Here is a 25064-nt window from a genome sequence, read left to right on the forward strand (position 1 = left end):
TAACAATCATCCGATTGCGATTGACGCGACGGCGTTTTCCGGCTGGATTGCAATCCGGAAGCCGCGAGACGGCTCAGGCATGAATGGGAGGTTATGGCATGCTCAAGAACATCGATCCGGCACTCAACGCGGATGTGCTGCACGCACTTCGCGCCATGGGTCATGGCGACACCCTGGTCGTGACGGACACCAATTTTCCGTCAGACAGCGTCGCGCAATATACCAGCGTCGGTCAGGTTTTGCGCATGGAAAACATCTCGGCGGCCCGCGCGATAAAGGCGATTCTTTCCGTGCTGCCGCTGGACACCCCTCTCCAGCCCTCCGTGGGTCGCATGGAAGTGATGGGCGCTCCGAACCAGATCGAAGCGGTTCAAGCGGAAGCGCAAAAAGAGATCGATTCAGCGGAGGGCAAATCAGCGCCAATGTACGGCATCGAGCGCTTCGCATTTTATGAGAAGGCCAAGGAAGCCTATTGCGTCATCACCACCGGCGAAACGCGCTTCTACGGGTGTTTTCTGTTGACGAAGGGCGTGATCCCGCCACAGGGATCATAAACACAAACAGAAAGGCCGGAGCTTTCACTCCGGCCTTCTTCATTTCAGTCCAGGCGTCAAAGCTTAGTTGACAGCCTTGTCGACCAGCTTGTTCTTGCCGATCCACGGCATCATGCCACGCAGCTTCGCGCCAACTTCTTCGATCTGGTGCGAGTCGTTGTTACGACGAATGCCCTTGAAGCGTGCGCCGCCAGCCTTCCATTCCTGCATCCACTCGGAGGTGAACTTGCCGGTCTGGATGTCGTGCAGAACGCGCTTCATTTCAGCCTTGGTCTCAGCCGTGATGATGCGCGGACCGGTGACGTATTCGCCCCACTCGGCCGTGTTGGAGATCGAGTAGTTCATGTTGGCGATGCCGCCTTCATAGATCAGGTCGACGATCAGCTTCACTTCGTGCAAGCACTCGAAATAAGCCATTTCCGGAGCGTAACCGGCTTCAACCAGGGTTTCGAAACCAGCGCGGATCAGTTCGACGAGACCGCCGCAGAGAACAACCTGTTCGCCGAAGAGGTCGGTTTCGCACTCTTCCTTGAAGTTGGTTTCGATGATGCCCGAACGACCGCCACCAACGCCGCAAGCGTAAGAGAGAGCAACTTCAAGAGCGTTGCCCGAAGCGTTCTGGTGAACAGCAACGAGGCAAGGAACGCCGCCGCCCTTCTGGTATTCGCCGCGAACCGTATGGCCAGGGCCCTTCGGTGCGATCATGACGACGTCGAGCGAAGCCTTCGGCTCGATGAGGCCGAAGTGAACGTTGAGGCCGTGTGCGAAAGCAATAGCAGCGCCGTCACGGATGTTGCCGGCGATGTCGGCCTTGTAGATGTCAGCCTGGAGTTCGTCCGGGGTCGCCATCATGATGAGGTCGCCCCACTTGGCAGCTTCAGCAACGGTCATGACCTTGAAGCCATCGGCTTCAGCCTTCTTGACGGTCGGCGAACCGGCCTTCAGAGCAATAACGACGTTCTTCGCGCCGGAATCCTTCAGGTTCAGCGCGTGAGCGCGACCCTGGGAGCCGTAGCCGACGATAACGACGTTCTTTGCCTTGATGAGGTTGAGATCTGCATCACGATCATAATAAACGCGCATTTGATGGTCCTTCCCTAATGCTTGTCTCTGTTTGTCTGAACCGGAACCCTCAGGCGACCTTGCCGCCCAGTTCCGAATGAACTTTTTCCGTTCCGTAAAGGGTCAGAAAGGCAACAACGGCCTTCTTCGCCCTTGCGGAGAAATCCTTGCCTGGCGTTTCGCCCAACAGCATGCGGACATGCAGGTCGGAAACGATCAGGCCGTAAAAACTGCGATACGCCTCTTCAACGTCATCGAACCGCAGGTAACCGGAACGGCGACCCGCTTCAATCAGCCCGCGGGCGCGCCGATCGATCTGGCGACGACCACGCTCGAGAAGGAGATCGCCAAGCTTGGAGCCGTCGCGGCTCGCCTGCCCGATTGCGAGACGGTTGAGTGCAAGCGAAACATCACCTGCCAGAACGTCCAGCAGATCATGCGCAAACACTTCCAGATGATCGGAAAGCTGTGGAGCGGAAACGCGGTCGCCCGCCTTTTCGAAGGTACGAACCTTGCTCTGCTGAAAGGTAATCATCGCAGCCAGCAAACCGTCGCGGTCGCCGAACCACTTGTAGAGACTTTCCTTCGAACAGTTCGCGGCCCGTGCCAGGCCCGATGTCGTCAACGCTTTCTCGCCACCCTCGACCAGAAGACGCAATGCCTGGTCCAGAACAACGTTCTGGCGCGGCGAAAATTCCTGCGCTGTGATCGATTCCGAGGCCACGCTTTTCCACTCCAGAGGCTCGATTAATGTACCGTACGGTACGGTTCGAGAGACGTTTATGCGGAGAGAGCTTTCCGGTCAAGCGCTTTCTTAAAGAAAGGAAAGAATTGGTGCGACGCAGCAATACAATGCGAGAGACACACCAAACGAAAGATTGTTACCAAGGCGGCGGGCTGCTGCCTATTCGGCCGCCATCGTTTCCCGCGCAGCACCGATATCCCGCGACGGCGATACACCGTAAACGCGGCTATATTCGCGACTGAACTGGGACGGACTTTGATACCCGACGCGATGACCTGCCGTGCCGGCATCCAACCGTTCCAGCAGCATCAGCCGCCGTGCCTCATGCAGCCGCAACTGCTTCTGATACTGGACCGGCGTCATGGCCGTGATGGACTTGAAATGGTGATGGAAAGACGAAACGCTCATCCCGACATGCTCGGCAAGTTCTTCGATGCGCAATTGGCGCGCAAAATTCTCGCGCAGCCAGGCGATGGCCCGGGCGATACGGTTGCCCTGACTGTCCGAAGCTACGATGTTCATCAACTGCCCACCGGCCGGCCCGGTCAGAATTCGATAGAGAATTTCCTGTTCGATCAGCGGTGCCATCGCCGGAATGTCATCTGGACGATCAAGCAAACGCATCAGCCGGATTGCAGCATCGAGCAACTCCGGTGTCGCCGTGTTGACCATGATCCCTCGCTGTCCGTTCACCTGTTCGGCGGGGCGCTCGATATGAGCTCGGCTCATCAGGTCCAGTAGCTTTTCACTGCTGAGCGCGAAGGAGATACAGAAATGCGGCACTTCCTTGCTGGCCTCGACCACACGCCAGGCAACCGGCAGATCAAGTGACGTCAACAGGTAGTCACCGGCACCGTAATTGATGGTATCCGTTCCTAATTGCAGGCTTTTTGCCCCTTGGATCACCATCGCGAGACAGGGACGGTAGCTGCCGTGACAGGGTGCGCTCGGTGCAGATCGCCGGCTGATGCCAAGCGCCTCGATTGCCGTCTGGTTTTCGCCGTCCTCGCTTGCATGGCGCCCGGCGAGGGAAACGATCTCGGAGTAGAGATTGAAAGGCAAGGTCATGGGAAATCCCCGAAAAAAGGCGGCGATATGTCTGATGACATCTATCTAGAGAGTGCTCCGGTTTCCGCAAATAGTACCGCATCGTTTTTTGCAGGATCGTGCAAAAAGCTTGGAGGATCGCTCTAACGCGTCGCAACCCATCCATAGCATGATCCGCCATCACTTTCCCAACCCCGAAAGGATACTTCAGATGGCTATTGCCAGAGGCTATGCAGCCACCGACGCGTCGAAGCCGCTTACCCCGTTCACCTTCGAACGCCGTGAGCCGAACGACGACGATGTTGTCATCGACATCAAATTTGCCGGCATCTGCCACTCCGACATTCACACCGTTCGCAACGAATGGAAGAACGCGGTTTATCCGATCGTACCCGGCCATGAGATTGCCGGTGTCGTCACCGCCGTAGGCTCCAAGGTCACCAGGTTCAAGGTCGGCGACCACGTCGGCGTTGGTTGCTTCGTCGATTCCTGCGTTGGCTGCGCCACACGCGACCTCGACAACGAGCACTATATGCCGGGTCTGGTTCAGACCTATAACGACGTCGACCCCGCGACCAACACCGCAACCCACGGCGGTTACTCCGACTCGATCGTCGTCAAGGAAGGTTATGTCCTGTCGATCCCGGACAATCTGCCGCTTGACGCCTCCGCGCCACTACTGTGCGCTGGCATCACGCTCTATTCGCCGCTGCGCCGCTGGAACGCCGGTCCCGGCAAGAAAGTCGCGATCGTCGGCATGGGTGGTCTCGGCCATATGGGCGTGAAGCTTGGTGCCGCCATGGGCGCCGATATCACCGTTCTTTCCCAGACCTTGTCGAAGAAAGAAGACGGCCTGAAGCTCGGCGCCAAGGAATATTACGCCACGAGCGATGCATCCACCTTTGAAAAGCTGGCAGGCACCTTCGATCTCATCATCTGCACAGCAGGTGTCGCGATCGACTGGAACGCCTATCTCGGCCTTCTGAAACCCAAGGGTAGCATGGTTGTGGTGGGCGCGCCCGAACATCCGATTCCTATCCATGCCTTCTCGCTCATCATGGGCGCACGAAACCTCTCCGGTTCGATGATCGGCTCCATCAAGGAAACCCAGGAAATGCTGGATTTCTGCGGTGAACACAACATCGTTTCGGAAATCGAGAAGATCAACATTCAGGACGTCAACGAAGCTTACGAGCGCGTCCTGAAAAGCGACGTCCGTTACCGCTTCGTCATCGATATGGCATCGCTCGACGCCTGATCCTTTAAAATTCAGGGCGGGACGCGAAAGCGCCCCGCCCTTTTTCCATTCTTTGCCGCGTTATCAGGACTCGTCCTTCAACGTTTCCTTCTGCGTGATGAGCCGGGCGCTGTGCTGGCCGCTCATGTAAATCCACAACCAGCTCCACGCGACGGCAAGACGCGAGCGTGTGCCGATCAGGAAGTAGATATGGGCCAATCCCCATATCCACCAGGCTATGCCGCCCTTCAGCTTGATCTTGCCGAAATCGATAACGGCAGCGCGTTTGCCGATCGTTGCGAGATTGCCCTGATGTTTATAGCGGAACGGCGCAGGCTCGGCTTTGCCGGCAAGACGTGCCTTGATCAGCTTCGCTACATAACCTCCCTGCTGCTTGGCGGCAGGAGCAATCCCCGGGACCGGCTTGCCATCCTCCTGCGAGACGGCCGCGGTATCGCCGATGACAAAGATATTGGGATCGTCGTTCAGGTAGAGATGCGGGCCGACCACGGCGCGTCCTGCCCTATCTGCCGGCGCATCAAGCCACTTTGCCGCCGGAGACGCCTGCACACCCGCAGCCCAGACAACCGTCCGGCAAGGATAATAGGTCTCGCCGACGGTCACCCCTTCATCCGTGCACGCCGTCACCGGCGTTCCAAGCAGCACCTCGACGCCGAGTTTTTCGAGGGCTTCCTTGGCATAGGTCGAAAGTTCTTCGGTGAAGACCGGCAAGACGCGCGGACCGGCCTCGACCAGCAACACCCGTGCCTTGGTGGTGTCGATATTGCGGAACTCCGGTGGCAACACCTTGTGGGCAAGTTCGGCAATCATGCCTGCCATTTCCACACCAGTCGGACCTGCACCGATAATCACAAAGGTCAGAAGAGCCTGCCGTTCCTGCTCACTGGTCGCGAGTTCGGCTTTCTCAAACGCCAACAACAGGCGACGGCGGATTGTCGTCGCATCCTCGAGCGTCTTGAGGCCGGGCGCAGAACGCTCCCATTCATCACGGCCGAAATAGGCATGCCGCGCACCCGTGGCCAGAACGAGCGTATCAAAACCGATGGTCTCGCCGGAACTCAAATGCACGGTGCGGGCATTCCGGTCGATACCGGTGACTTCGGCCAGGAGCGTCGTCACTTCCTTGCGGTTGCCGTAAAGCCGCCGGATCGGCCAGGCAATCTCCGATGTTGCCAGAACGGTCGTGGCAACTTGGTAAAGCAATGGCTGGAAAAGATGGTGATTGCGACGGTCGATCAAGGTGATACGCACAGGAGCCCCCTCCAGCCCATGTACGAGTTGTAAGCCGCCGAAGCCTCCACCCACGACGACAACATGATTTTCTTGCATAGTCTTCTGCCTTTTTAAAAGCGCGCGCACGGAGCATACGCGCGACCGACTATAGGCAAAAAAATTGACTTTAGTTATGAAATAGACTGCCCGCAGGCGCGACAAAAACGCCGTACCGTTTCAGCCATGCCGTATTCCAGCGCATCCGCCGTCAATCCGTGACCGATCGAAACTTCGGCAAGAAACGGGATGCGTTCCATCAATTTCGGCAGATTGGCAACGGTCAGATCATGCCCTGCATTGACGTCGAGCCCGAGTGCCCTGGCGTGATCAGCGGTTTTCCCGAGCGTTTCGAGAAGCGCTTCAGCCTTTTGCGGATCGTCAAAGCAGCCACCATAAGGTCCAGTATAAAGCTCGATACGGGCAGCACCGGTCTCAGCGGCAAGTTCCACCGGCTCACGCTCGCCGTCCCCATCGGCAAAAAGCGAGACACGCATGCCGCCGGCCTTGAGGCGCGAGACCACATCTTTCAGGAACGTCGCGTGTTTGCGAAAGTCCCAGCCGTGATCGGACGTGGCCTGGGCGGGATCGTCAGGCACCAAGGTTACCTGCTCCGGTTGCGTCTGTTCACACAGGACGAGAAAATCCTCGCTTGGATATCCCTCGATGTTGAATTCCGTCTTCGGAAAGGAATCATCGATCAGCGCACGCAGCACGGGAAGATCCGAAAAGCGAATATGGCGTTGGTCCGGACGCGGGTGTACAGTCAGGCCGCTGGCGCCTGCCGCCAATGCGATTCTCCCGAAATGCGCGACATCCGGCCAGGGAAGATCGCGACGGTTGCGCAACATGGCAATTGCGTTCAAATTGACGGATAGTTTTGCAGGCATGGCAATCGGCTCACATTCGGAAATCTCCTCCCTGTTTCACGCAGCTTGGGGGCATTCGCAAGGAGGGTCGCTAAAATTTTTAACATCACGGAACGAAAAGACAAAAGATACGTTCGTTATGTTTGATGCGTTAGGCATGATGCTGACACGTTAAAAAATGGGGTGGCCGGGGATCAGGCCGGCATGACCTCAAAGTCGGCGGAATGTCAGTCCACGCAGAAGGGGGAGACAATGCGGGATGGTCGGATGCCGTTCAACAACCACGGCGACGAAGAAAGACTACACCAACGTCCGGGCAACTTTCTTCCGGATATCAGTTTACCGTCGTCTTTACCGCCCGAACCCGTCCCTATTGCCGACATGGCCAATATCTTCGGCGTCACACACCGCACCCTGCACTTCTACGAGGAAAAAGCGCTTCTGACCTCAAAACGGGTCGGCCAGATGCGCGTCTACTCCTACCGTAACGTGCACCGCATGGCGGTGATCAATTTCTGCCGCGAAATCGGCATCTCCGTTGCGACAATTACCGAGATCATGGAACGGCTGTTGCGCTCTTCCTCACAGGAAGAGGCTGACGATGTCTTTCATCACGCCCTGCGACAGCGAAAGAGAGAGCTGACCGCAGATCTCTCCACAATTCAGCGCCAGGTGCAGCAAATCGAAGATGTCCTGGTGATCGGGCCTGAGAGCGATGACGGCGATTACCGCCAGCATGGACACACGAACGACGTCCTGCTCACGGATAACGAGCGGAAATGCCTCGAACTGATGGCCGAAGGTTATGCACCTGTCAGGCTTGCGCGTGCATTGGGTCTGTCAGGCGACGAACTCAATGACCTTGAAACGAGGATTATCGGCAAGTTCAACGCCAGCAATCGTTTCCAGGCAGTCGCAAAAGCCGTGCTGCTCGGCGTCATCCGCGCCTGAGCAGCATTCTCAACGCACGATCGTCAGCCGTTCAGCCGCTCGGGTGACGGCCGTATAAAGCCATCTCTCGCGCGAATCGCGGAATGCGTAGCTCTCGTCAAAGAGAACGACATTGTTCCATTGCGAACCCTGCGCCTTGTGCACGGTCAGGGCATATCCGAAATCAAATTCGTCGTAACGCTTGCGCGTCGACCAGGGGATCTCGGTTTCCGTTTCCTCGAAGGCTGCCTTGAGCAGCTTTATCTTCGCAGCTCCGCGATCCATATCGTCGTCTTCGGGACGGATCATCAGGTTGATACCGGGTTTGACCGTTTCGCGAGAGGAACTCATCACTTGCCAGAGCGAACCGTTCAGCAGACCTTTTGCTGGATCGTTGCGCAGGCAAACCAGCTTGTCGCCGGACTGCGGGTAGTCTGCGGAAAAACCCTTCAGTTCGCGAAGTCGCTGGTTGTAGCGGCGACGCGTACGGTTTGTGCCAACCAGCACCTGATCGGCATCAAGAACAAGCGACTGCGTCACGTCGGACTTGGATATCACCTGCGCCGAACCATAATCGCCACGCATGATCTCGCGGCCCTCGCGAACATCCATGGCAAGCTGAATGATCGGGTTGTCCTTCGCCTGCCGGTGAATTTCGCTCAGGAGGAAATCCGGCTCCTGCTCGGTGAAGAAACCGCCGCCAGTCACCGGCGGAAGCTGTCCGGGATCGCCGAGAACGAGGATCGGCGTACCGAAGCTCATCAGATCCCTGCCGAGCTGCTCATCCACCATCGAGCACTCGTCGATGATGATCAGGGCTGCCTTTGCAAGCGGACTTTGACGGTTGATGGAAAACATCGGCGCGACGGACGTCTTGCCGGTTTCCTCATCTTCAACCGTTTCCTCGCCACGCGGACGGTAAATCAGCGAATGGATCGTACGAGCGTTTGAAGCGCCGCGCGAGCGCAACACCTGCGCCGCCTTGCCGGTGAAGGCTGCAAACAGCACGTCACCGTCGACATTTTCCGCGAAATGTTTGGCGAGCGTGGTCTTGCCCGTTCCGGCGTAGCCGAACAGACGGAAAACCGGTGAACGGCCTTCCTTCAACCAGCGTGAAACAGCCTTGAGGGCTTCGTCCTGTTGCGGTGAAAATTGCATGCGCTCTCATCGCAGGATTCGAGCGCCAAGCGCAACAGAAAAAGAACGAAAGAAGAATCAGGCATAGCCGGAACACCCGCATTCTTTGTTTCATCAGGCAGGAATGGCGATAGCGGCGACGCACATCCATGAATAGAGTTGGCGCATGAAAATTCTGATTCTTGGCGCGACCGGTTTCATCGGCTCTGAAATTGCCCGCAGGCTTGCTGCCGATGGCCATGCCGTCACCGGTCTTGGCCGTACGACGGCATCCGCAAGACGGAAATTTGCCTTTGCTGAATGGGTTACCGCCGATCTCTCTCACATGACGCAGCCAGCCAACTGGCATTTGCTGCTCGGACGACACGACGCTGTCGTCAATTGCGCCGGGGCGCTGCAGGACGGTCTTTCGGACGATCTTGCCGCCACACAGGAAAAGGCGATGCGCGCCCTCTATCAGGCCAACGCCGATGACGGCAACAGGTTGATCGTGCAGATATCGGCCCGCACCACAGGGTCGGCCGCGGAGACACCATTCCTGTCAACCAAACAGCGTGCCGACGATGCCTTGGCCGCAAGCGGTGTACCGCACATCATCCTGCGCCCGGCTCTGGTGATTGGACGCAACGCCCACGGCGGGACAGCGCTGCTGCGAGCACTGGCAAGTATTCCCTGTTTAATTCCGCTCGTCCATTCGCAAAGCCCGGTTCAAACGGTCGCCCTGGACGACGTGACCGAGGCCGTTTCGCAAGCCATTCGTGGAGAGATTGCTCCCGGAAGCGACCTGCATCTGGCCGCCGACCAGTTACTGACACTAGGCAACCTGGTTGGAATGCATAGACAATGGCTGGGACTGGCAGAGGCGAAAACCATATCCTTGCCTGTATGGCTGGCAAAGCCGGTCAGTTGGGCAGCAGATCTGGCGGGTTCGCTTGGCTGGCGCTCCCCGCTCCGCTCCACCGCGATGGCGGTAATGTCACAAGGCGTGACCGCAGACGGCGCCCGTATGCAGGGCTTTGCGTTCAAAACTGCCAGTCAGACACTGGCCGGCAATCCGTCCGGCGTTCAGGATCTATGGTTCGCACGGCTCTTCCTGCTGAAACCCGTCTCCATTGTCTGTCTTTCCGTGTTCTGGCTGCTGTCCGGAGTAATCCCGCTTCTCGACCTGACGAGAGCATCCAGCCATTTCTTGCCCTTCATGCCGGAAACGTCGGCGCTGGTGCTGACGGTGGCGACGTGCCTGATCGACATCGCACTTGGCATCGCTGTTCTGCTGAGGCCCTATGCTCTCAAAGCCATGCTCGGCATGTTGCTGGTGACCGCCTCCTATCTAGCCGGCGGCACCATGCTCGAACCGGCACTGTGGCTCGATCCTCTGGGGCCGCTTGTCAAAGTCCTGCCCTCCATCACCCTGACACTTGCCGCTATGGCAATCCTCGATGAACGATAAACTGCACCATGTTTGAAGAGATCATTCGCCTTGCCCACGTCATTGGCGCGACCGTCCTGTTCGGCACCGGCGCCGGTATCGCCTTCTTCATGGTGATGGCACGCAGAACCGAAAACCCGGCGCTGATCGCTCATGTGGCGGGAACTGTTGTCATTGCCGATACGGTCTTTACGGCGACAGCCGCCGTTTTTCAGCCTATTACCGGCTATCTGCTGGCCGACATCATCGGTTGGCCGCTGACCGAAGGCTGGGTTTTTCTATCCCTGCTGCTTTATGTTTTCACCGGTATCTTCTGGCTGCCCGTGGTTTGGATACAGATACGGTTACGCGATATCGCCCGGGCTTCCGCCACGGCTGGCACACCTTTGCCTGCTCAATGGTTTCGTCTCTATCGCATCTGGTTCGCCTGCGGTTTTCCGGCATTTTTTGCGGTGGTCGGCATCATCTGGCTGATGTTGATGAAACCCGACATTCCGCTCTGGAGCTAGAGAAACTTTTTTCAGGCAGCCGGGAATAAAACGCGGACCTGCGGTGTCTCATTGATCGTTAGCGAAAACATCGCCTGCAACCAAGGAGGATTGGTCCATGAATATCCGCTTTATCGCCCCCGCCCTCGTTCTGGCGCTTGCCGGAACAGCCTATGCCGCCCCAATGGTCGAAACCGTCAAGACCGAAAAGGGCAACGTGCTTGCGGGGGCAAAAGGCATGACGCTCTACACTTTCAAGAACGACAAGAAGGGCGTATCCAATTGTTACGACAAGTGCGCGACCAACTGGCCGCCCTTCTTCGCCACCGATAGCGACAAGGCAGACGGTGCCTATTCGATCGTGACACGCAAGGACGGCAAGAAACAATGGGCCAAGGATGGCATGCCGCTCTATTACTGGGTCAAAGATATGAAAACGGGCGATGCTACCGGTGATGGCGTGAACGGTGTGTGGGATGCCGCAAAACCCTGATGGCATGAACGACAGACCGCGGGGGAATTTTTCCCCCGCTCCCGGCTCTTTTGAGGCGGAAATGCTGGCATTGATGCCGGCGCTGCGACGTTACTCTCGCAGCCTCTCCCACACCGACGCCGATGGCGAGGATCTGCTGCAGGACTGCGTGGAAAAGGCGCTTGCCAATCGTCGGCAATGGCGCGGAACAGGTTTGAAGTCATGGGCTTACACCATCATGACAAACCTTTACCGCAACCGACACCGGTTCGAGCGACGGCATCCATCCGAAAGCCTCGAAGACCATGAAAATATAACGGGCGGCGACGTGCTGGGCGACACGCTCGAAAACGACCGGCTTCATGGCGCCCTGGCGCTCTTGTCACCCGATATGCGCGCAGTGCTGATTCTGGTGACAGTGGAAGGCTACAGTTATCAGGAAGCGGCGGAAACGATGTCGATACCGGTCGGTACCGTCATGTCGCGGCTGTCACGCGCCCGCGAAACATTGCGCCAGCATCTGGCGACAAACAATATCATTCCCCTGCGGAGACCGAAATGAACAGGCTGGACGCCATTACCGAAGACGATTTGCATGCTTATGCCGACGGGCTTCTTTCCGACGAGCATAAGGCAATCGTCGAGGCGTGGCTTTCCGAGCGGCCTGACGAACTGGAGCGCGTCGAAGCCTGGAAACAGCAGGCAGCAATGCTGCGCAGTGCCTTTGCGCCTTATGAGGCATCCCGCCCCGATGACGCCACCATGCTGGCGGAGAAAATCGATCCCTCTTCCACACGCTGGAAGTCCGTCCTGGTGCGGACTGCCGCCGCGGTATTGATCTTCGCAGCCGGAGCGACAACCGGCAGACTTCTGACCACCGGGGCCCCTGACAACGAACCCGGACTGCAAACAGCAGATATTTCGACGCAGGCGAAATCCGCCTATCTGATCTATGCCAGTGAGGTACGCCACCCTGTTGAGGTCGGCGCCTCGGAACAGCAGCATCTGGCGACATGGCTGGGCAAGCGGCTGGGCTATCCCTTTGCCATCCCTGATCTGACGAAACTCGGTTACGATCTTGTCGGCGGTCGTCTGGTGCCAGTCAGCGGCAAACCCGGCGCCATGCTGATGTACCAGGACAAGACCGGAAAACGCGTCACCGTCCTCATCGGTCACAACGAAGAAAACCGCACCACAAGCTTCCGCATGGCAAGTGCCGATGGCATCGAGACCTTCTACTGGATCGACAACGAACTTGGTTACGCCGTATCGGCGGAACTGACGCAGGCGGAAGTCCAGAAGATCGCCGAGGAATGTTATCGCCAGTTTCCGACCTAGAGGCCGTGGCTATTTCAACATCGGCCACAAGCTGATCACCAGCAGCACGGCCATGGTAATGTTAAACCACTTCAGCCGGACGGGAACGGATAACCAGTCCCGTAACGCTGAGCCAAAACCTGCCCATGTCGAGACGCTGGGCAGATTGACGGCTGCGAAAGCCAGCCCGACGAGCATCACGGTGAAGAAGTACTGATCTTCGTTCGTATAGGTCGCCATCGCCGTGACCGCCATGACCCATGCCTTCGGATTGACCCACTGGAAGGCGGCAGCACCGATGAACGTCATGGGCTCTGCCCCGGTCGTTCCATCGCTGAGACTTCTGGATGTGCCGATCTTCCAGGCAATCCAGAGCAGATAGATGCCGCCTGCGAATTTCAGCGCCGTATAGAGCAACGGGATCGAGTGCAGCAACGCACCTAGACCAAAACCGACACCGATGAGAAGCGACAGAAACCCCACGCCAATGCCCAGCATGTGCGGGATGGTCCGGCGAAAACCGAAATTCACGCCGGAAGCAAACAGCATCATGTTGTTCGGTCCAGGCGTAATGGACGTGGTGAAGGCAAACAACACCAGCGCGATGAAGGTCTCGATTGTCATGGCGTCTCCTCGAAGACAGGGAATTTATCCCCCTCGAGGTGGACTAGCCAGCCTTAACGCCTGATCGCCAGGGTCAATTCTTTTGATGGATCGCGATCTTGGGATTGTCTGTTGAGAAGGTGGGGCAAGTCGCTATTGTCCACTCATTGATCATGGGAGCACGCCGATGAACGACGATATTCCATCCGTATCCTTACCTTCGGGGAAAGAGATCCCTGCCCTTGGCCTTGGCACATGGAACATGGGCGAGCAACGCGCCGGTGAAACTCAGGAAATCCGCAGCATACACAAGGCCATCGACGTCGGGATGACGTTGATCGACACCGCTGAGATGTACGCCGATGGCAGATCCGAAAAGGTCGTCGGGAAGGCGATTACCGGCCGGCGCGACGAGGTGTTTCTGGTCAGCAAGATCTACCCATGGAATGCCAGTGCTGCGGGCACGATCGAGGCTTGCGAGCGCAGTCTGGCCAGACTCGGCTCCGACCACCTGGATCTCTACCTCCTGCATTGGCGCGGTGGAAATCCTCTGGAGGAAACCGTCGCCGCTTTCGAGAAGCTGAAAACGCAGGGCAAGATCGTTGACTGGGGCGTTTCGAACTTCGATGTCGACGATATGGAAGAACTCTTCGATGTCCCCGATGGCAACAAATGTGCTGCCAATCAGGTGCTGTATAATCTCTCCCGACGAGGACCGGAATTCGATCTCCTTCCCTGGTGTCAGGAACGCAGCATTCCGGTCATGGCGTACTCGCCGATCGAACAGGGACGAATCCTCGACAACCATGCTCTGATCCATATTGCCAAAGCCTATCAGGCCACACCGGCCCAACTCGCATTGGCGTTCCTGCTGGAGCGCGACGGCGTCATCGCCATTCCGAAATCCGCAAGACCGGAACGTGTCGAGGAAAATCGCGGCGCGATTGAGCTTGAAATCACCGAAGAAGACTGGGCAGCGCTCGATGCTGCCTTCCCGCCACCGTCCCGCAAGATCGCTCTCGAAATGCTGTGATATGTCATGAAGATGACGGGGTTTCCGGAATCGGTCCGGCAACAGCTTGAATCGGATTATCAGAGCCGAACGACGCTTTGAAAGTCAAAGAAAGCCGCCCGGTGCACCGGACGGCTCTAGCATTCAAGAAAGCACCTAACGCGGAATTCTGTCTTCATATTCCTTTTTCAATACCAGCCACCGATCCCAGAAAGGACCGGGCGCCTTGTCGTGCAGGAGGTCGGCAAGAATATCGAGATGGACGTGCCAGCCGGAGCTGACACCCAGCATTTCCGCGCGGTTGGCGAGCCGACGATGAACGAGCGTCAGCAACACCTCTTTGCCCAGGGCCTGCAGTTCGATTGACACTTCACCACCTTCATCCCAGCTAAACACAAGCCGGTGCGGCGGAATGACGGTGATGATACGGCTCGCCATCTTGTGCTCCTCCGAAAAACCGTCGGGGCGCTTGCCGGGTGGGTCCGTCAATTCATCGTTTCGCCAGACGAGTTCGAAGGGTGCCCCGGCGGCCAGTTTCATCTCACCGGAAGCCAGCCAGCGGCGGCGAAGATCGCTGTCCGTCAGATAGGACCAGACCCGCTCGATCGGTCCCGGCAAAAGTCGCTCGATCTTCACGGTCGCTGGCTCGACAATCCGGCCATAAGCGTCGGGCATTACAATATCAGTCATTGTCATTTCCTCCGTTTAGAATGGGTTTGTCCTGATCGTGCTCCCTGAGCATCTGTTCGAGAATATCGAGACGGCTGTTCCAGAACTGCCTGTAGAAATCGAGCCACTCGTGCGCCTCTGCCAGCGGCCCCGGCGCCAGGCGACAAAAATGGGTGCGCCCCCTCACCTCCCGCTGGATGAGACCGGCGTTCTCCAAGGTCTTGATATGCTTGGACGCTGCCGCCAGCGACATGTCGAATGGTTCTGCCAGTTGGCTGACCGTTCGCTCACCGCGCGACAACTCGCGTAGCATCGTCCGGCGTGTCGCGTCGCCGAGGGCATGAAAGACGGTGTCCAGATGGGGAGCGAGTAATTCAACCATATTGTTGAATATAAGCGCCCGAGAGGAAAAGTCAACCGAATGGTTGAATAACTCTGCAAGGGCGCCCGCCAAACAAAAACGCCCGCGGTTTCCCACGGGCGTTATATCGGAAACAATGACTTAGGGGCGTTTTTACATACCCTGCGAGCCACGGTTCATGGCAGCGATACCGGTGCGGCAGATTTCGATCAGGCCGAGAGGCTTGATGATCGCCACGAACTGGTCGATTTTCGAGGACTTGCCGGTGATTTCAAAAATGAAATGCTCGACCGTTGCGTCGACCACCTTGGCCTGGAACGCATCGGCAAGACGTAGAGCCTCGGCACGGTCCTCGCCGGCACCAGCAACCTTGATAAGCGCCACTTCGCGCTCGATCGGCCGCTCCTGCCCCAACTCGCGAGCGCGGACTGTCAGATCGAGAACCCGGTGCACAGGAACGATGCGCTCCAACTGGGCCTTGATTTGCTCCAGAACGACCGGCGTGCCACGGGTCACGATGGTGATACGCGACAGATGCGCCTCATGTTCCGTCTCCGAAACCGTCAGGCTTTCGATGTTGTAGCCCCGGCCTGAAAACAGGCCGATGACGCGGGCAAGCACGCCGGGCTCGTTGTTGACGAGAACCGACAGCGTGTGGTTTTCCGCAACCGCCGTTTCCTTCTGGATGAAATAGGCAGAGCCGGTGGGTTGTAGGTGTGCGTTCATGTCGTTTTCCTCTTCCCGCTCTTAAACCAGCTGACGGCCCTTGGCGTCGATGGCATTGGCAACAGCCTCGTCCGTCGCCTCATCCGGCAACAGCATCTCGTTATGGGCTTTACCAGACGGGATCATCGGGAAGCAATTGGCAAGATTGGCAACGCGGCAATCGAAGATAACCGGCTTCTTGACCGCAATCATCTCAGCAATCTTGTCGTCCAGTTCCCTCGGGTCGTCGCAGTACATGCCGACCGCGCCGTAAGCTTCCGCCAGCTTGACGAAATCAGGCATCGCTTCGGTATAGGAGTTGGACAGGCGGTTGCCATGCAGCAACTGCTGCCACTGACGAACCATGCCCATATACTGGTTGTTCAGAATGAAGATCTTGACCGGCAGGTTATACTGGATGGCGCAGGACATTTCCTGAATGCACATCTGGATCGAGGCATCACCGGCAACGTCGATGACCAGCGCATCCGGATGGGCAACCTGAACGCCGATGGCTGCAGGCAGACCATATCCCATGGTGCCGAGGCCACCGGATGTCATCCAGTGGTTCGGTTCTTCGAAACCAAAGAACTGCGCTGCCCACATCTGGTGCTGGCCGACTTCGGTAGTGATGTAGGTGTCACGTCCCTTCGACGCCTCATACAGACGCTGAAGCGCGTATTGCGGCATGATGACATCGTTTGAATTCTTGTAGGCGAAGGAATTGCGGGCACGCCAACGATCGATTTGCTCGTGCCAGTCTGCCGTCTGCGCTTTTTCAGGCTTCTTCGGCAGCGCACGCCACAGGCGAACCATATCCTCCAGAACATGGCTGACATCGCCGATAATCGGAACGTCGACACGAACGTTCTTGTTGATCGAAGACGGATCGATATCGATGTGGATCTTCTTGGAGTTCGGCGAAAACGCATTCAGACGGCCGGTAATACGGTCATCGAAGCGCGCACCGATACAAACCATGACATCGCAATCGTGCATGGTCATGTTGGCTTCGTAAGATCCGTGCATGCCCAGCATGCCGAGCCAGTTTTTGCCAGATGCGGGATAGGCACCGAGCCCCATCAGGGTCGAGGTAATCGGGAAATTGGTCAGCTCGACCAGTTCGCGCAGCAAGCGGGTTGCCTCCGGCCCGGAGTTGATAACACCGCCGCCCGTATAGAAAACAGGCTTTTTCGCCTTCGACATCAATTCGATGGCCGCATGAATGGCGTTCAGATCGCCCTGGACCTTCGGCTTGTAGCTCTTCTGCTGAACGGCAGCGGAAGGCGGCGTATAGGTGCCGGTGGCAAACTGGATATCCTTGGGAACGTCGACGACAACCGGACCCGGACGGCCGGTCTGTGCGATGCGGAAAGCCTCATGGATGATGCCAGCCAGTTCGTTGACGTCCTTTACCAGCCAGTTGTGCTTGGTGCAGGGGCGCGTAATACCAACCGTGTCGCACTCCTGAAACGCATCGGAACCGATCAGTGTGGTCGGAACCTGGCCGGAAATGCAAACGAGCGGAATGCTGTCCATCAACGCGTCCTGCAGAGGCGTAACCGCATTGGTGGCACCAGGACCGGAGGTGACAAGCATGACGCCGACCTTACCAGTGGAACGGGCATAACCTTCGGCCGCATGGCCGGCGCCCTGTTCATGGCGCACGAGGATATGCTGAATGTCTTCCTGCTGGAAAATCTCGTCATAAATCGGAAGGACGGCACCGCCCGGATAACCGAAGATGTGCTCCACACCGTTATCCTTGAGGGCTTTCAGAACGATTTCCGCGCCCGTCATGCGATTGCTGTTTTCCGTATTGTCCTTATCCGTCATTGCCTGTTCCATCCCGAGTTGGCTTTGGATATCGCTGAGCCTTACGGCCCGTGTGAAGACATAAAAAAAGGCCCCTAGAGGAGCCTCGTTTAGCGCATGGGTGCTTTCGCCGGATGGTTACACCATCCTGCCCATGCGCCGTCCCACCACGATAAGTACGTTAAGATTTTTCATGGGGCGGAGTGTTAGCCACAAACGCGGCAGCCGTCAACGCATATTGCGGAAAAAATCATCTTCCGTTCATTTTATTGCCAGAACGACCGCCAAAACGAAATTTTCGAACGATATCGCTACACCAGTTGTTAAATAGGTTCATCTTATACTGGAAAGCACAGGCGCTGTCCGAAATGCGGTCTTGTCCAGCGCCCGGGATGACATGTGAACAACGGCGAGTTTTATTCATCGTCCAGGACGGACGAAAACGAGCGACGATCCAGCCAGCAAGCGCCCAATCGGCAGCTTGGGCGTGTGATCGCCTGCGATGGCGCACGCGCCACAATCGCCGCAGATACCGATCCCGGTTCCACCGATCTTTCACAACTCTGGTCCGTGGGCCGCCTGATCTCCATAGAGATGGGCACCAGCCGGGTTGCCGCCCTCACCTGCTCGATGCGCACCAAAGACGACGGCTGGTCGAGCGACGGTAGCAACACGTTGCTGATAGAGGTTGACCTGTTGGGCGAAGTCTACCGGACGGAAGATGGCAGCGAACGCTTCTCGACCGGCATCTCACGATATCCTTATCTTGGCGCTGTGGCGCATCGCATCCGAACAAGCGATCTCTCGAAAATCTACGATAGCGGCAAGCGCGACGCCTGTGTCATTGGCAAGCTCACACAGGACGATGCCATCGACGCAACGATCAGCATTCCGCAGATGCTGGCCAAACACTTTGCCGTCGTCGGCTCCACGGGTGTCGGCAAATCGACCGCTGTTTCATTGCTGCTCAACAAGGCAATCGAAACCGACCCGAAACTTCGTATCCTCATTCTCGATCCGCATAACGAATTCGCCGCCGCCTTCCCCAGCAATTCCGTCGTCATCGACACCGATACGCTCGATCTGCCGTTCTGGCTGATGCGACTGGATGAGTTTGCCGAAGTGGTGTTTCGCGGGCGAAAGCCGGTTCCTGAAGAGATGGACATCCTTCGTGATCTGATCCCCGATGCAAAACGGGTTTTCCGGGGATCAGAGGGTTCTGCCGTTCGGCGCAGCTCCGACAAGAGCGCGGTCACCTCGGACTCGCCCATTCCCTATCGGATCGCCGACCTGCTGGCGATGATCGACGAACGCATTGGCCGACTTGAAGGACGCAGCGACAAGCCCGCCTTGCGCTCGCTCAAGATCCGTATCCTCTCCGCGATCAATGATCCGCGCTATCACTTCATGTTCTCCAGCAACACGATCAGCGACACGATCATGGAAACGCTGGCACATATTTTCCGTGTTCCCGGCGATGGCAAACCGATCTCTGTCTTTCAGCTCTCTGGCATTCCCTCTGAAGTCGTAAACTCCGTTGCGTCGGTGCTTTGCCGGATGTCGTTTGAACTCGCCGTTCTGGCACGTGGTTCGCTGCATATGCTGGTGGTTTGCGAGGAAGCGCACCGTTATGTTCCGGCAGACCCGGAGCGCGGCTTTTTCCCGACCCGACAGGCGATTGCCCAGATTGCCAAGGAAGGTCGGAAATACGGCGTTTCCCTCGGCGTCATCAGCCAGCGGCCGAGCGAACTGGATCAGACGATCCTGTCGCAGTGCTCGACGGTTTTTGCCATGCGTCTCTCCAACGAGAACGACCAGAAGATCATTCTTTCTGCGGTGCCGAACTCGTCGACATCGACCACGAGCTTCCTCTCGTCGATCGGCAACGGCGAAGCAATCGCCTTTGGTGAGGCTGTCAGTGTGCCTATGCGGATGCGCTTTGACCGCGTTCCCACTGCCAAGCTGCCGAAAGCCAGTGGCGCCACCACCCATGCGGTACAGGAAACGCCTGATACCGTCGATCTGAGTTCCATCGTCACACGCATGCGAGCGGCGGCAAAGCCAGCGATCTCCGGCTTCCAGCAGAGCTTCGATGCCGCATTCCCGGTCTCCGAGACACCGGAACCGCAGGAGACTGAAGAAACACAGAACTGGCGACAGGAACTGCACAGCCCTTCAAATACGGTTGAAGGCACGCGCGGCTACGAACCCTATCGTCCAGACATGTTGCCCGGACGCAGTGCGCAGCCTGCCCAAGCCGACCCAGTCAACGACCTGCGGAAGGCCTCTTTCCAGTTGCAGGCGCAGAACGCCCCGCCACCGGTCGAAAACAGACCGTCGCTGCGCGAAAGTCTGCTTAAAAAACCACTCGGCAGTCTTTATCGCAAGGATTGAAGCCGCCAGCCTCACGGCTGAATGCGCTCCCAGTCCTCTCCCATCTGGTTACGAAACCAGGTCATCTGGCGTTTGGCGTATTGGCGTGTCGCAGCCGCTGATTTTTCGATGACCTCGGCTTCGCTCATCTGACCGGACAGCATCGCTGCGATCTGCGCAACACCGATCGCCTTCATCGCTGTCGCATCTTCCGGCAAACCAAACGCCAAAAGCGCTTTCACCTCGTCCACAGCACCGCTTTCCATCATCTTTTCAAAACGGCTGTTAATGCGGGCATGCAGCACGGGGCGTTCTGGCAGAACGACAAATTTCCGGGCGCGGTCGGTGTCGACAATCACGGGACCACGCGCCTGCTGGAAATCACGGATCGATTTTCCGGTGGTTTCAAGAACCTCGAGAGCGCGCACAATGCGCTGGCCATCGCCTTCTTTCAGCACTCGCGCCATTTCGGGGTCGCGACCGAAAAGCTCCTTGTGGAGAACCTCCGCTCCCTCCTGCAACAAACGGTCGCGAAGTCCGTCCCGAATAGCGGCCGGAATGGCTGGCATATCCGAAAGACCGCCGGTCAGCGCCTTGAAGTAAAGACCCGTCCCACCAACGATCACGGGAAAACGACCTTCCCCGCGCAACTGCTGCAGAAGAGCGGCAATGTCGCGCAGCCATTCACCGGTCGAATAAAGCCGGCTTGCTGCAACATGGCCGTAGAGACGGTGCGGAACACCCTCCATTTCGTCCTCAGAGGGCCGCGCTGTCAGCACCTGAAGTGTGTCATAAACCTGCATGCTGTCAGCATTGATGACGACGCCACCACGTTCCCGAGCCAGACGAAGCGCAAGCGCGGACTTGCCGCTTGCCGTCGGGCCGGTTATCAGGATCGCATCAAAATTCTCATCAAGGTTTTTCATCATGGCTCTCGTTGCCACGCTTATCGCCAATCCGTCAAATCCTGTTCTGACATCTGCCCTCGGCGAAGCGGCCGCGAAGGCCGTGAAAGCCTCCGGTCTCTACTGGCTGGCAGACGGAATTGCCTGCGATATCGTCCTGCCTGAAGGATCGGATATTGCTTCAGCCTATGATGCCCTACGCGCATCTGTCGGTGGTGAAAAAATCGACGTCGTGGTTCAGGACCAGGAAACACGCCGCAAGAAAATCCTGATTGCCGATATGGACTCGACCATGATCGGCCAGGAATGCATTGATGAGCTGGCCGCTGAAGTCGGCCTCAAGGAGAAGGTCTCCGCGATCACCGCTCGTGCCATGAATGGCGAGATCGCTTTCGAACCGGCCTTGCGCGAACGCGTTGCCCTGCTCAAGGGCCTCCCCGTTTCCGTTGTCGACGATGTCATTGAAAAGCGCATCACGCTGACGCCCGGCGGCAAGGAACTGATCGCCACCATGAAGGCCAAGGGGTATTATACGGCGCTCGTTTCGGGCGGCTTCACCGTCTTTACAGGTCGGGTCGCAGCCATGCTCGGTTTTGATGAAAACCGCGCCAACCTGTTGGGTGAAGCGAATGGACAACTCGACGGCACCGTTGCCGAACCCATTCTCGGCAAGCAGGCAAAGGTGGATGCACTGAACGACATCGCCTCGAAGCTTGGCATCACGCCGGATGAAGCAATGGCGGTTGGTGATGGCGCCAACGACCTCGGCATGCTGCATCTGGCAGGCTCCGGCGTGGCCCTGCACGCCAAGCCGGCCGTCGCGGCCGAGGCCCAGATGCGGATTGACCACGGCGATCTGACCGCGCTGCTTTATATTCAGGGCTACCGCAAGACGGATTTCGTTAGCGCATGATCATTCGCGAGACACCTCGGCTCATTCTGCGCGAATGGAAGGAAAGCGACCGTGACCTGTTCCGCGAAATCAATGCGGACGCCAAAGTCATGGAGTTTTTTCCTTTCCGTCGCAGCCACGCAGAAGCGGACGCGGTGCTCGAAACCATCAATGGCATGATCCGTGGCAGCGGCTACGGCTTTTACGCCGTGGAGCTCAGGGAAACCGCAGAGGCAATGGGTTTCTGCGGCATCTCCCCCGTCATGAACCTCGACCCGCCCTTCCCGCTCGGCACGATGGAAATCGGCTGGCGGCTGGCGACGCGCTACTGGGGACATGGCTATGTAACGGAGGCGGCAAAATCGCTTCTGGCGATGGCCTTCGATGAAAAGGAGACGCCGGAAATCGTCTCCTTCGCCGTCCATAACAACCATCGCTCCACCTCGGTCATGGAGCGGATCGGTCTGAAACGTGATCCATCGCGCGACTTCGACCACCCGCGCGTGCCAGAAGCCACCCATCCTCATCTTCGCAGGCACGTCACCTATGCGCTGAGCCTCGAAGAATGGCGGGCGACCAGAAGCGAGACCGCAAGGTAAGCGACATCAGCTATTTCACCGCCGCATTGCCACCATCGGAATAAAGCGCCGAGCCTGCCACAAAGCTGGACATCGAACTGGCAAGAAACAGCGCGGCCTGCGCCAGCTCCTCCGGTTGCGCAATGCGTTTCAAGGCATGCAGGCTTGCCGCCCACTCCTTCTGCGCCTCATCGCCTGCCATTGCCGTATCGACCCCGCCCGGCAACAGCGCATTGGCGCGAATGCCACGTCCGGCATAATCCGCCGTAATGCCCTTCACCAACCCCATCAGCGCCGCCTTCGACGCTCCGTAAGCCGCCATGCCTGGCAAACCGACGCTTGTCCCGACGAAGCTGGACGTAAACACGAGCGAGCCGCCACCGCGTTTCAGCATCGATGGGATCTGGCTGTGCGCTCCCAAATAGGCAGAGGTCAGATTGGCGGTCAGGGTGTAATGCCACTCATCCGGTGTCAGCTCCGCAAGCGGCTTCATGGCACCGACCGCGCCCGCATTGTTGACGGCAACATCGAGGCCACCAAAAATCGCTTCGGCCGCATCGACCAGGCGAGCATGGGTTTCCGGCAATCCGACATCGCCCGTCACGGCATGGGCACGGCCACCACGCTCCGCAACCGCCAGCGCAACATCTTTCAGCGCCGCATCTCCACGTGCGTTGATGACGACGGATGCCCCGTGTTCGGCAAACAGCAAAGCCGTCGCCCGGCCGATGCCAGACGACGCGCCAGTGATGATTGCAACCTTATTGTTCAGCAGTTTCATATCCTTGCCCTCCATTGGCGAGAGCAAGGAATAGGATCACGTCGCCGCGTCAGCCACCCGATTCCTGCCGGGTGGAGCGAATGTGTTATTCGATTGGAAGTGCGACAACCCGCAGATTGCCCTGCGCGTCGGCCACCATCATGTGCGCGTTCTTGCGCCCTTCGGATTTCAGGCCATTGACACGAACCAGCACGTCACCCGGAACTTCCATGAAGTCCTGTCCGACTTCGACGATCACATCGCCCGCCTTCATGCCTTTCTGTTCCGCAGGCGAGCCAGCATCGACGGATGCGACCAGAACGCCTTCGACGCTTTCGGCAATGCCCTTTTCGGTGCGCAGTTCATCGCTCAGCATCACGAGGTTCATACCGAGGACCGCTTGAGGAGCTTCGCGGACCTCAGGGGTCTGATCCTGTGCCTGATCGTCCGCGCCATCATCATCTTCCGGTACGACGACGGTGCCGTCTCCATCCTCGCCCTGCTGTTCGTCTGCAGACGCCTTTTCGTCAGCCGCATCCTGCAACTGACCAAGCTTGACCCGCACGGTCTGCTCCTTGCCGTCGCGCAGAACCACCACATCGACTTCCTTGCCGACGGGGCTTTCCGCAACGATGCGCGGCAGGTCGCGCATTTCGTGAATATCCTTGCCGTCGAATTTCAGGACAACGTCGCCGGCTTCGATCGGGCCGTTTTCAACCGGACCACCCTTTACCACACCGGAAATCAGCGCGCCCTTGGCTGTCTCCATGCCAAGGCTAGCCGCGACATCATCAGTAACCGGCTGAACGCGCACGCCGAGCCAGCCGCGACGCGTTTCACCGAATTCGATAAGCTGCTGAACGATGTTCTGGGCAAGCTCCGTGGGAACCGCAAATCCGATGCCGATCGAGCCGCCGCTTGGCGAAATGATCGCCGTGTTGATGCCGATGACCTCGCCCCTCATGTTGAAGAGCGGGCCGCCGGAGTTGCCCTTGTTGATCGCCGCATCCGTCTGGATGAAGTTGTCGTAGGGACCGGCATTGATGTTTCGTCCACGTGCGGAGATCACACCGACTGTCAGCGAACCGCCGAGACCGAACGGGTTGCCGATCGCCATCACCCAGTCGCCAATGCGCATGCTGCGGGAATCGCCGAACTTGACGGCTTTCAATGGTGACTTTGGCTCAACTTTAAGGACCGAAAGGTCCGTTTTGGTATCGGTGCCGACCAGCTTCGCCTTGAGCTTCGTGCCATTAGGAAAAATGACCTCGATCGCGTCAGCGCCTTCAATGACGTGATTGTTGGTGACAACATAACCGGTCGGGTCGATGACGAAACCCGAGCCAAGCGAACTGACCTTGCCGCCATTGTCGGGCTTCTGATTGTCGAAGTAATCCTTGAAGAACTCCTGGAAAGGCGAGCCTTCCGGCAGGCGTGGCGGTGTCGGCCCTTTGCCCTCGGTCTTGACGTTCTGGGACGTCGAGATGTTCACGACCGCATCCAGCAGCGGCGCCGCAAGATCGGCGACCGATTCCGGCCCATTGCTTTGCGCTCTTGCTGCAACCGGCATGGTAAGGCCGCCTGCAACGACAGCGATGCCGGCAACGGCGGCAATGCTGTTGCGGAAGGGCGAAAGAAGGGTCAGGGCCATAAGAGTCCTCGCGTTTCAAATAGTATCGCCTGATTATATGCTCAAAGCATAAGGCGGAATGATGAAGTGTAAAAATACCTTTTCGTGAACAGGCAATTCCTCCCGCCCCGCACAATCAAGCCGTACAACAAACCGCAACAGGTGCAAGGGCCGCGCGCAGAAA

General features: G+C 57.8%; 26 protein-coding genes. 12 read left to right on the forward strand and 14 right to left on the reverse strand.

The window, feature by feature from the left end:
• Positions 1 to 98: 98 nt before the first annotated feature.
• Positions 99 to 554, forward strand: a complete 456-nt coding sequence (locus FY156_11065) for a fucose-binding protein (protein ID UXS01957.1) — start codon at positions 99 to 101, stop codon at positions 552 to 554.
• Between the two features lie 63 nt (positions 555 to 617).
• Here FY156_11065 and ilvC read toward each other — a convergent pair whose 3' ends face one another.
• The 3 genes from ilvC to FY156_11080 all read right to left on the reverse strand — a co-directional run bounded on the left by ilvC (position 618) and on the right by FY156_11080 (position 3429).
• A complete protein-coding gene (gene ilvC, locus FY156_11070) occupies positions 618 to 1637 on the reverse strand; it encodes a ketol-acid reductoisomerase (protein UXS01958.1) in 1020 nt (339 codons plus the stop codon).
• A 49-nt stretch (positions 1638 to 1686) separates the two neighbouring features.
• The gene (locus FY156_11075) at positions 1687 to 2340 is read right to left on the reverse strand and encodes a TetR/AcrR family transcriptional regulator (GenBank protein ID UXS01959.1); all 654 of its coding nucleotides are present in this window, start codon (positions 2338 to 2340) and stop codon (positions 1687 to 1689) included.
• A gap of 180 nt (positions 2341 to 2520) precedes the next feature.
• A complete protein-coding gene (locus tag FY156_11080; protein ID UXS01960.1) occupies positions 2521 to 3429 on the reverse strand; it encodes an AraC family transcriptional regulator in 909 nt (302 codons plus the stop codon).
• Between the two features lie 190 nt (positions 3430 to 3619).
• Between FY156_11080 and FY156_11085 the strand changes: the two genes are divergently transcribed.
• Complete coding sequence (locus tag FY156_11085; GenBank protein ID UXS01961.1) at positions 3620 to 4666, forward strand: NAD(P)-dependent alcohol dehydrogenase; 1047 nt, start codon at positions 3620 to 3622, stop codon at positions 4664 to 4666.
• A gap of 63 nt (positions 4667 to 4729) precedes the next feature.
• Here the strand turns inward: FY156_11085 and FY156_11090 are convergent, their stop codons facing one another.
• Both FY156_11090 and FY156_11095 read right to left on the reverse strand, forming a co-directional pair.
• Positions 4730 to 5995 carry an NAD(P)/FAD-dependent oxidoreductase gene (locus tag FY156_11090; GenBank protein ID UXS01962.1) on the reverse strand — a complete coding sequence of 422 codons (1266 nt, stop codon included), beginning with the start codon at positions 5993 to 5995 and terminating at the stop codon, positions 4730 to 4732.
• Between the two features lie 74 nt (positions 5996 to 6069).
• On the reverse strand, positions 6070 to 6825 hold the full coding sequence (locus tag FY156_11095; GenBank protein ID UXS01963.1) for a pyridoxine 5'-phosphate synthase: 756 nt from the start codon (positions 6823 to 6825) through the stop codon (positions 6070 to 6072).
• A 231-nt stretch (positions 6826 to 7056) separates the two neighbouring features.
• Between FY156_11095 and FY156_11100 the strand changes: the two genes are divergently transcribed.
• Entirely contained in the window at positions 7057 to 7755 is a 699-nt protein-coding gene (locus FY156_11100; protein UXS03122.1) for a MerR family transcriptional regulator, read from the forward strand.
• A gap of 9 nt (positions 7756 to 7764) precedes the next feature.
• Here FY156_11100 and FY156_11105 read toward each other — a convergent pair whose 3' ends face one another.
• On the reverse strand, positions 7765 to 8892 hold the full coding sequence (locus FY156_11105) for an AAA family ATPase (protein UXS01964.1): 1128 nt from the start codon (positions 8890 to 8892) through the stop codon (positions 7765 to 7767).
• Positions 8893 to 9037: 145 nt separating this feature from the next.
• Between FY156_11105 and FY156_11110 the strand changes: the two genes are divergently transcribed.
• The 5 genes from FY156_11110 (at position 9038) to FY156_11130 (ending at position 12598) form a co-directional block, all read left to right on the forward strand.
• A complete protein-coding gene (locus FY156_11110) occupies positions 9038 to 10321 on the forward strand; it encodes an SDR family oxidoreductase (GenBank protein ID UXS01965.1) in 1284 nt (427 codons plus the stop codon).
• A gap of 8 nt (positions 10322 to 10329) precedes the next feature.
• Complete coding sequence (locus FY156_11115; GenBank protein UXS01966.1) at positions 10330 to 10809, forward strand: DUF2269 domain-containing protein; 480 nt, start codon at positions 10330 to 10332, stop codon at positions 10807 to 10809.
• Positions 10810 to 10906: 97 nt separating this feature from the next.
• Positions 10907 to 11281: a hypothetical protein gene (locus tag FY156_11120; GenBank protein UXS01967.1), complete on the forward strand. Its 375-nt coding sequence runs from the start codon at positions 10907 to 10909 to the stop codon at positions 11279 to 11281.
• Between the two features lie 4 nt (positions 11282 to 11285).
• Positions 11286 to 11822 (forward strand): RNA polymerase sigma factor, encoded by a 537-nt coding sequence (locus FY156_11125; protein UXS01968.1) that lies wholly within the window; start codon positions 11286 to 11288, stop codon positions 11820 to 11822.
• Positions 11819 to 12598 (forward strand): anti-sigma factor, encoded by a 780-nt coding sequence (locus FY156_11130; protein UXS01969.1) that lies wholly within the window; start codon positions 11819 to 11821, stop codon positions 12596 to 12598. The genes FY156_11125 and FY156_11130 overlap by 4 nt, the downstream gene beginning before the upstream one ends.
• A 9-nt stretch (positions 12599 to 12607) precedes the next feature.
• On the opposite strand, the gene FY156_11135 is transcribed toward FY156_11130, so the two are convergent.
• On the reverse strand, positions 12608 to 13201 hold the full coding sequence (locus FY156_11135) for a LysE family translocator (protein ID UXS01970.1): 594 nt from the start codon (positions 13199 to 13201) through the stop codon (positions 12608 to 12610).
• Between the two features lie 166 nt (positions 13202 to 13367).
• On the opposite strand from FY156_11135, the gene FY156_11140 reads away from it, so the two are divergent.
• Positions 13368 to 14213 (forward strand): aldo/keto reductase, encoded by an 846-nt coding sequence (locus FY156_11140; protein UXS01971.1) that lies wholly within the window; start codon positions 13368 to 13370, stop codon positions 14211 to 14213.
• Positions 14214 to 14348: 135 nt separating this feature from the next.
• Here the strand turns inward: FY156_11140 and FY156_11145 are convergent, their stop codons facing one another.
• The 4 genes from FY156_11145 to FY156_11160 form a co-directional block, all read right to left on the reverse strand.
• Positions 14349 to 14882 carry an SRPBCC family protein gene (locus FY156_11145; protein UXS01972.1) on the reverse strand — a complete coding sequence of 178 codons (534 nt, stop codon included), beginning with the start codon at positions 14880 to 14882 and terminating at the stop codon, positions 14349 to 14351.
• Positions 14875 to 15243 (reverse strand): helix-turn-helix transcriptional regulator, encoded by a 369-nt coding sequence (locus FY156_11150; protein ID UXS01973.1) that lies wholly within the window; start codon positions 15241 to 15243, stop codon positions 14875 to 14877. Before FY156_11150 ends, FY156_11145 begins: the two co-directional genes overlap by 8 nt.
• Positions 15244 to 15375: 132 nt before the next feature.
• A complete protein-coding gene (ilvN, locus tag FY156_11155; GenBank protein ID UXS01974.1) occupies positions 15376 to 15948 on the reverse strand; it encodes an acetolactate synthase small subunit in 573 nt (190 codons plus the stop codon).
• 21 nt (positions 15949 to 15969) lie between these two features.
• Entirely contained in the window at positions 15970 to 17763 is a 1794-nt protein-coding gene (locus FY156_11160) for an acetolactate synthase 3 large subunit (GenBank protein ID UXS01975.1), read from the reverse strand.
• A gap of 378 nt (positions 17764 to 18141) precedes the next feature.
• Here FY156_11160 and FY156_11165 point away from each other — a divergent pair, with 378 nt between their 5' ends.
• Positions 18142 to 20136: an ATP-binding protein gene (locus FY156_11165; GenBank protein UXS01976.1), complete on the forward strand. Its 1995-nt coding sequence runs from the start codon at positions 18142 to 18144 to the stop codon at positions 20134 to 20136.
• 11 nt (positions 20137 to 20147) lie between these two features.
• Here FY156_11165 and miaA read toward each other — a convergent pair whose 3' ends face one another.
• Complete coding sequence (gene miaA, locus FY156_11170) at positions 20148 to 21044, reverse strand: tRNA (adenosine(37)-N6)-dimethylallyltransferase MiaA (GenBank protein UXS01977.1); 897 nt, start codon at positions 21042 to 21044, stop codon at positions 20148 to 20150.
• Between miaA and serB the strand changes: the two genes are divergently transcribed.
• Positions 21043 to 21933 carry a phosphoserine phosphatase SerB gene (gene serB / locus FY156_11175; GenBank protein UXS01978.1) on the forward strand — a complete coding sequence of 297 codons (891 nt, stop codon included), beginning with the start codon at positions 21043 to 21045 and terminating at the stop codon, positions 21931 to 21933. The genes miaA and serB overlap by 2 nt on opposite strands.
• Positions 21930 to 22511: a GNAT family N-acetyltransferase gene (locus tag FY156_11180; protein UXS01979.1), complete on the forward strand. Its 582-nt coding sequence runs from the start codon at positions 21930 to 21932 to the stop codon at positions 22509 to 22511. The genes serB and FY156_11180 overlap by 4 nt, the downstream gene beginning before the upstream one ends.
• A 10-nt stretch (positions 22512 to 22521) precedes the next feature.
• Here FY156_11180 and FY156_11185 read toward each other — a convergent pair whose 3' ends face one another.
• Both FY156_11185 and FY156_11190 read right to left on the reverse strand, forming a co-directional pair.
• Positions 22522 to 23271 (reverse strand): SDR family oxidoreductase, encoded by a 750-nt coding sequence (locus tag FY156_11185; protein UXS01980.1) that lies wholly within the window; start codon positions 23269 to 23271, stop codon positions 22522 to 22524.
• Positions 23272 to 23356: 85 nt separating this feature from the next.
• A complete protein-coding gene (locus tag FY156_11190) occupies positions 23357 to 24901 on the reverse strand; it encodes a Do family serine endopeptidase (protein ID UXS01981.1) in 1545 nt (514 codons plus the stop codon).
• Between the last annotated feature and the right edge of the window lie 163 nt (positions 24902 to 25064).

The organism is Agrobacterium tumefaciens, assembly GCA_025559845.1.
Taxonomy (GTDB): domain Bacteria; phylum Pseudomonadota; class Alphaproteobacteria; order Rhizobiales; family Rhizobiaceae; genus Agrobacterium.